This window comes from Rhodopseudomonas sp. BR0C11 (genome assembly GCF_010820945.1).
GTDB classification, from domain to species: Bacteria; Pseudomonadota; Alphaproteobacteria; order Rhizobiales; family Xanthobacteraceae; genus Rhodopseudomonas; species Rhodopseudomonas palustris_H.
On sequence record NZ_QTKI01000496.1, the window covers coordinates 1 to 3,148 of the forward strand.

Here is a 3,148-nt window from a genome sequence, read left to right on the forward strand (position 1 = left end):
GTCGGAGGGGTATAAGAGCAAGGGGCAATTCCGAGGTCGGTCATCTCAACATCGGTGCCGGCCGCGTGGTGATGCAGGATCTGCCGCGGATCAGCGACGCCATCGCCAGCGGCGAGATCGAGCGGGCGCCAGGTCTGGTGACGTTCATCGAAAAATTGCGCGCCAGCGGCGGCACCTGCCACCTGATGGGCCTGGTTTCGCCCGGCGGCGTGCATTCGCACCAGGACCACGCTTGCGCCCTGGCCCGGATCCTGACCAAGGCCGGCGTGCCGACGGTGCTCCATGCCTTCACCGACGGCCGCGATACGCCGCCGAAATCCGCGGTCGACGACATCGTGCGGCTGCGCGCCGACCTGCCGCCGAATGTGCCGATCGCCACGGTCAGCGGCCGCTATTACGCGATGGACCGCGACAACCGCTGGGAGCGCGTGTCCAAGGCCTATGGGGTGATCGCCGATGCCGACGGGCCGCGGTTTGCGAATGCCGACGCGGTGATCGCGGACGGCTATGCGGCCGGGGTGAACGACGAGTTCATCGTGCCGGCCGTCGTCGGCGATTATCAGGGCATGCGCGATGGCGACGGCGTGCTGTGCTTCAACTTCCGCGCCGACCGGGTGCGTGAGATCCTTGCCGCCTTGCTCGATCGCGCGTTCGCAGGCTTTCCGCGCAAGCAGGCGAAGAAGATCGCAGCCGCCGTCGGCCTGACGCAGTACTCGACCGCGCTCGATGCGCTGATGGGCACGATCTTCCCGCCGCAAAGCCTGGTGAACGGCCTCGGCCAAGTGGTCGCCGACGCCGGCCTGCATCAGCTCCGGATGGCGGAGACCGAGAAATATCCGCACGTCACTTACTTCCTGAATGGCGGCGAGGAAGTGCCTTATCCGGGCGAAGACCGGATCATGGTGCCGTCGCCGAAGGTAGCAACCTACGATCTGCAGCCGGAAATGTCGGCGCCGGAGCTCGGCGACAAGGCCGTCGCCGCGATCGAGTCCGGCAAGTACGACCTGATCGTCCTCAACTTCGCCAATCCGGACATGGTCGGCCACACCGGCAGCCTGCCGGCGGCGATCAAGGCGGTCGAGACCGTCGACACCCAGCTCGGCCGTATCGTCGCGGCGATCCGCAAGGCCGGCGGCGCTCTGCTGGTGACGGCCGACCACGGCAATTGCGAGATGATGCGCGATCCGGAAACCGGCGGCCCGCACACCGCGCACACCACCAATCCGGTCCCGGTGCTGCTGGTCGGCGACAACGGCCCCCTGAGCGACGGCCAGCTCTCCGACCTCGCCCCGACCCTGCTGAAGCTGATGGAATTGCCGCAGCCGGCCGAGATGACCGGTAAGTCGCTGATCGGCTAGGATTGATCGAGCAGCTGAAGCGCTGCGAGGGGCGGGCCGAACGGCCCGCCTCAGTAAACGCTCAACGAATCGACGCGGACTTCAGATGTCGCCGAGGCCGAGCACGTCGGCCATCGAATACAGGCCGGGCTTCTTGTCCTTGGCCCAGCGCGCCGCCGTCAGCGCGCCGTGGGCGAAGATCATGCGATCTTCGGCCTTGTGGGTGAGTTCGATCCGCTCCGAGGCGCCGGCGAAGATCACGGTGTGATCGCCGGTGACGGTGCCGCCGCGCAGCGACGCAAAGCCGATATCGCCGGGCTTGCGGGCGCCGGTGAGGCCGTCGCGGCCGCGAGCCGAATGGGTCGCGAGATCGATCTTGCGGCCGGCCGCCACCGCTTCGCCGAGCAGCAGCGCCGTGCCGGACGGCGCATCGACCTTGGCGCGGTGATGCATCTCGACGATCTCGATGTCGAAGCTGTCGTCGAGCGACTGCGCCACGCGCTTGGCGATCGCGGCCAGCAGATTGACGCCGAGGCTCATATTGCCGGACTTCACCACCACGGCGCGATTGGTGACGCTCTGGATCACCGCGTTATCAGAGGCCGACAGTCCGGTGGTGCCGATGATGTGGGCGATACCGCGCTGCGCCGCGATCGCCACATTGGCGATGGTGGCCTGCGGCACGGTGAAATCGACGATGCCGTCGGCATTCGCCGACAGCGACCACAGGTCGGCCGACAGCAGCACACCGTTGGCGGACAGGCCGGCGAGGGTGCCGGCATCCTTGCCGAGCAGCTCGGAATTCGGCGACTCCAGGGCGCCCGTCAGCACCACGCCCTCGGTCTCGCTAATGGCGCGGGTCAGCGCCCGGCCCATGCGGCCACCGGCTCCGGCAACGATCAGGCGCATATCGGACATCGGCTGAGCATCCTTGTTCAATGCCGCGGTATAACCGCCGGCCCCGCGTCCGGCAACTTACCGAGCGCTGGGGCGGCGGCGTTTCGTCTCGACGTTAGGACGGCTGCGGCCCGTCATAACCCTCGATGATCACCAGTTCGCCCTGCGAGAACGGCGAGCGCGCCTTGATCAGCACCTGATACTCCGGCGAGTGGTAGCAGGCGAGCGCGGTCTCGTAGTCCTTGAATTCGATCACCACATTGCGCGATCGCGCCGGCCCTTCATTGGCCTCGAACGTGCCGCCGCGCACCAGAAACTTGGCGCCGTATTTGGCGAACACCGCGCCGTTATGGGCGACATAGTCGCGCTTGTAGCCGTCGAGGTCGTGCACGTCCATCCGCGCCACCCAGTAGCCCTTGGGCATCTCAAAGCTCTCCCTTGTTGTTTGTTATGATCCGCGTGCGGCGGTGATCTCGGCGACGATCGCATCCGCCGCGGCCTTGGGATCGGGCGCGTCCAGCACCGGCCGGCCGACCACCAGATAGCTGGCGCCGGCAGCGATCGCCTTGGCAGGCGTCATGATCCGCTTCTGATCGCCGGCCGCGGCACCTGCGGGGCGAATGCCCGGCGTCACCAGATCCATCTCGGCACCGACGATGCCGCGCAGATGCGCGGCTTCTTCCGGTGAACAGACCAGACCGTCGACGCCGACCGCCTGCGCCTGGCGGGCGCGGGCTTCGACCAGATCGCGTACGCCGAACCGATAGCCGGCGTCCACCAGATCGCGGTCGTCGTACGAGGTCAGCACGGTGACGGCGAGGATCTTCACCTTGGAGGAGCCGCGGGCCTCGACCGCGGCCTTCATGGTCTGCGGATAGGCATGGACGGTGAGGAAGCTGGCGCCGAGATGGCTC

Annotated in this window: 4 protein-coding genes; 1 reads left to right on the forward strand and 3 read right to left on the reverse strand. The window is 67.3% G+C overall.

Annotation, left to right across the window (positions count from 1 at the left end; all coding sequences use genetic code 11):
- Positions 1–1,358 (forward strand): 2,3-bisphosphoglycerate-independent phosphoglycerate mutase (gene gpmI, locus DYI24_RS24030; RefSeq protein ID WP_205523664.1); only part of this gene is annotated, 1,358 nt, incomplete at its 5' end.
- Between the two features lie 81 nt (positions 1,359–1,439).
- Here gpmI and dapB read toward each other — a convergent pair.
- From dapB to pyrF, 3 genes are all read right to left on the reverse strand, one after another.
- The gene (gene dapB, locus DYI24_RS24035; protein ID WP_107342575.1) at positions 1,440–2,255 is read right to left on the reverse strand and encodes a 4-hydroxy-tetrahydrodipicolinate reductase; all 816 of its coding nucleotides are present in this window, start codon (positions 2,253–2,255) and stop codon (positions 1,440–1,442) included.
- A gap of 94 nt (positions 2,256–2,349) precedes the next feature.
- On the reverse strand, positions 2,350–2,658 hold the full coding sequence (locus DYI24_RS24040) for a DUF1330 domain-containing protein (protein ID WP_164574110.1): 309 nt from the start codon (positions 2,656–2,658) through the stop codon (positions 2,350–2,352).
- Between the two features lie 24 nt (positions 2,659–2,682).
- Positions 2,683–3,148 (reverse strand): orotidine-5'-phosphate decarboxylase (pyrF, locus tag DYI24_RS24045; RefSeq protein WP_164574111.1); only part of this gene is annotated, 466 nt, incomplete at its 5' end.